This is a genomic window from Sandarakinorhabdus sp. (genome assembly GCF_040398645.1).
Lineage (GTDB): Bacteria > Pseudomonadota > Alphaproteobacteria > Sphingomonadales > Sphingomonadaceae > Sandarakinorhabdus.
The window spans coordinates 7,685-10,658 of the sequence record NZ_JBBATR010000074.1; the positions used below are offsets into that span (position 1 = coordinate 7,685).

A 2,974-nucleotide genomic window follows, 5' to 3' on the forward strand; every position below is an offset into this window, starting at 1 on the left:
GGTTGCGCCCGAGCAACAAAATATGCTTGTGACTTGCCGCAAAGGAGTGTGCTCCGTGTCGGTGCTCAAGATGCTTTTTACCTGGTGGAACGGCCCCGGCCTGACCACGCGCCTGTTCACCGCGCGCCACGGCATCGAAGTCGGCCGCGACGGCCAAGGCAATATCTATTACCGCCGCGGCGATGGCCGCACCCAAAAGCGCTGGGTGATCTACAATGGCGAACCCGAAGCCACACGCATCCCCCCGGAATGGCATTTGTGGATGCACCGCACCACCAACGAACCGCCCAGCACCCGCCCGCTGGTAACGCGCGCCTGGGAACGCGACTGGACGCCCACGGCCACCGGCACGGCGCTGGCCTATCGGCCCAGCGGTGCCCTGATTGCCGGCGGCCAGCGCGCCGCCACCACCGGCGATTATCGCGCCTGGACCCCCGATACCTGAAGGAGCGCTTGTCATGACCAGCACCCTCAAGGACAATCTGATCGAAGCCATCATCGGCCTGCTGGTCGTGGTGATGGCGGTGGGCTTTGTCGGCTATGCGTGGGCGCGCACTGGCGCGGCTGGCGGCAGCGACGGCGTCAGCTTTGTGGCACGCTTTCCCAATATCGGCGGCGTCACGCTGGGCACCGATGTGAAGGTGGCCGGCGTCAAGGTTGGCAAGGTCGCCGGGTTGGAGCTTGATCCGACCAGCTATCAGGCGGTGCTGCGGCTGACCGTGGACCCGGGGCTGAAACTGCCGGTGGACAGTTCCGCTGCCGTCACCGCCGAAGGCTTGCTGGGCGGCAATTTCATCGCGCTGACCCCGGGCGGCGAGACGATGTTGCTGAAAAACGGTGACGAAATCACCGAAACTTCCGGAGCCGCCGATCTGATGGGCCTGATCGGCAGCGTGGTGAACCGCAGCGGCGGCGATGCCCCGGCACCTGCCTCGGCGCCGGCACCGATCAGTGATGCAGCGCCGAAATAAGCTGCTGGCAGCTTTGGTGCTGGTTGCTGCCCCCGTTCTGGCGCAACCGGCTGCTGCCCCGCCCGCAACTGGCCTGACGCCGGTGAAGGACCGCGTGCTGATCATCGGCGCCTTGGCCAAGCGCACCGGGCAGACGCGGTTTTTCAGCATGAAGCCCGGGCAGTTCATCGATTTTGCCGGCATCCGCATCACGGCGCGCACCTGCGAAACCACGCCGCCATGGGAATCGCCGCCGCTATCGGGCGGCTTTGTGCAAGTGGATGAACAATTGCGCGGGCAGCCGGCGCGGCGCGTGTTTTCCGGCTGGCTGTATGCCCAATCGCCCAGCCTGAACGTGATGGAACACCCGCGTTACGACGTCTGGCTCAAAAGCTGCACGATGCGCTTTCCAGATGGGCCAAAGCCGGGGCCGCCGGAACCGGCATCGTCGCCAGCAAAAAAATCGCCAGAACCAGCCACAGCCGCTGCCAACTGAAGCCGATATTCGCGCGTGGTGATTTCAATGGCGCCAAAACCGGCCAGATGGCTGGTGAGAAACTGGGTGTCGAGCAACTGGAAGCCCCCCAGCCGCAGCCGCGCCAGCAACGCCGCCAGGCAGCATTTGCTGGCATCGCGCACCCGCGTGAACATCGATTCGCCAAAAAATGCCGCGCCCAGCCGCACCCCATACAGCCCGCCGGCAAGCTCGCCGGTTGGTGTCCAGGCTTCGATACTGTGGGCGCGGCCCTGCTCGTGCAGCGCCAGATAGGCCTGCGCAATCAGCGGATTGATCCAGGTTTCGCTGCGCCCCGGCCCCGGCTCTGCGCAGCCGGCCAGCACATCGGCAAAGGCATGATCGGCCGTAAAGCGCAGATTTTGCTGTTTGAGCGTCTTGGCGAGGCTGCGCGGCAGATGAAAGCCATCCAGCGGCAGCACCCCGCGCCGTTTTGGCTCCACCCAGAAGATTTCGGTGGAATCCGCGCGTTCGGCCATCGGGAAAATGCCGCTGGCATAGGCGCGCAGCAGCATTTCGGGATCAAGGCGGTGCGAAACCGGCCGGCTCACGCCGTGATCATGCCATCAGGGCAGCACCGGCGCGAACCGGAAATCGCTCAGCCCTCAGTTGCCGCTGCGGCCGCAGCCGCAGCCTCAGCGGCTTTGGCAGCCAGCCAGCGCTCCAGCCACTTGATCGAATAATCGCCCTTCTGAAACTCCGGATCCTCGATCAGCGCCTGGTGCAGCGGAATCGTGGTCTTTGGGCCCTGGATGACGAATTCTTCCAGCGCGCGCCGCAGGCGCATCAGGCATTCATCGCGGGTCGCCCCGTACACGATCAGCTTGGCGATCAGCGAATCATAATAGGGCGGGATGCGATAGCCGTCATAGAGCGCCGAATCGACCCGCACATGCAGGCCGCCGGGCTGGTGAAAATCGGTCACGCGGCCGGGGGACGGCGCAAACGTCACCGGATCTTCGGCATTGATGCGGCATTCGATGGCGTGGCCTTCGAAGTTGATCTGCTCCTGGGTCACCGACAACGGCAGGCCGGATGCCACCCTGATCTGCTCGCGCACCAGATCGAGCCCGGTGATGGCTTCGGTCACCGGATGTTCGACCTGCAGGCGAGTGTTCATCTCGATGAAGAAAAACTCGTTGTTTTCCCACAGAAATTCGATGGTGCCGGCGCCGCGATATTTCAGCGTTGATATCGCCTGCCGCACCACTTCGCCCATATGCGCCCGCATCGGCGCGCTCAGGGCCGGTGACGGCGCTTCTTCCAGTACCTTCTGGTGGCGGCGTTGCAGCGAACAATCGCGTTCGCCCATGTGCACCGCGCCGCCCTGGCCGTCGCCAAACACCTGAAATTCGATGTGGCGCGGTTCGGACAGATATTTTTCGATATAGACCGTATCGTCGCCAAAGGCAGCTTTGGCTTCGGATTTGGCTTGGCTGATCAAACCGGGCAGGCTGGCCGCATCCGGGATCACCTTCATGCCGCGGCCACCGCCGCCCGATGCGGCCTT

At 64.2% G+C, this 2,974-nt stretch carries 4 protein-coding genes and 1 pseudogene; 3 read left to right on the forward strand and 2 right to left on the reverse strand.

Going from position 1 to position 2,974, the window contains the following annotated elements; all coding sequences use genetic code 11:
* Positions 1 to 55: 55 nt before the first annotated feature.
* From ABWP50_RS12310 to ABWP50_RS12320, 3 genes and pseudogenes are all read left to right on the forward strand, one after another.
* The gene (locus ABWP50_RS12310) at positions 56 to 445 is read left to right on the forward strand and encodes an NADH:ubiquinone oxidoreductase subunit NDUFA12 (RefSeq protein ID WP_353218282.1); all 390 of its coding nucleotides are present in this window, start codon (positions 56 to 58) and stop codon (positions 443 to 445) included.
* Between the two features lie 13 nt (positions 446 to 458).
* On the forward strand, positions 459 to 971 hold the full coding sequence (gene mlaD, locus ABWP50_RS12315) for an outer membrane lipid asymmetry maintenance protein MlaD (RefSeq protein WP_353218283.1): 513 nt from the start codon (positions 459 to 461) through the stop codon (positions 969 to 971).
* 148 nt (positions 972 to 1,119) lie between these two features.
* Positions 1,120 to 1,287: pseudogene (locus ABWP50_RS12320) on the forward strand (DUF2155 domain-containing protein); the annotation flags it as partial.
* 35 nt (positions 1,288 to 1,322) lie between these two features.
* Here the strand turns inward: ABWP50_RS12320 and aat are convergent.
* Together aat and ABWP50_RS12330 are read right to left on the reverse strand one after the other, a co-directional pair.
* On the reverse strand, positions 1,323 to 2,015 hold the full coding sequence (gene aat, locus ABWP50_RS12325; protein WP_502951060.1) for a leucyl/phenylalanyl-tRNA--protein transferase: 693 nt from the start codon (positions 2,013 to 2,015) through the stop codon (positions 1,323 to 1,325).
* 47 nt (positions 2,016 to 2,062) lie between these two features.
* Positions 2,063 to 2,974 (reverse strand): ATP-binding protein (locus tag ABWP50_RS12330; protein WP_353218284.1); only part of this gene is annotated, 912 nt, incomplete at its 5' end.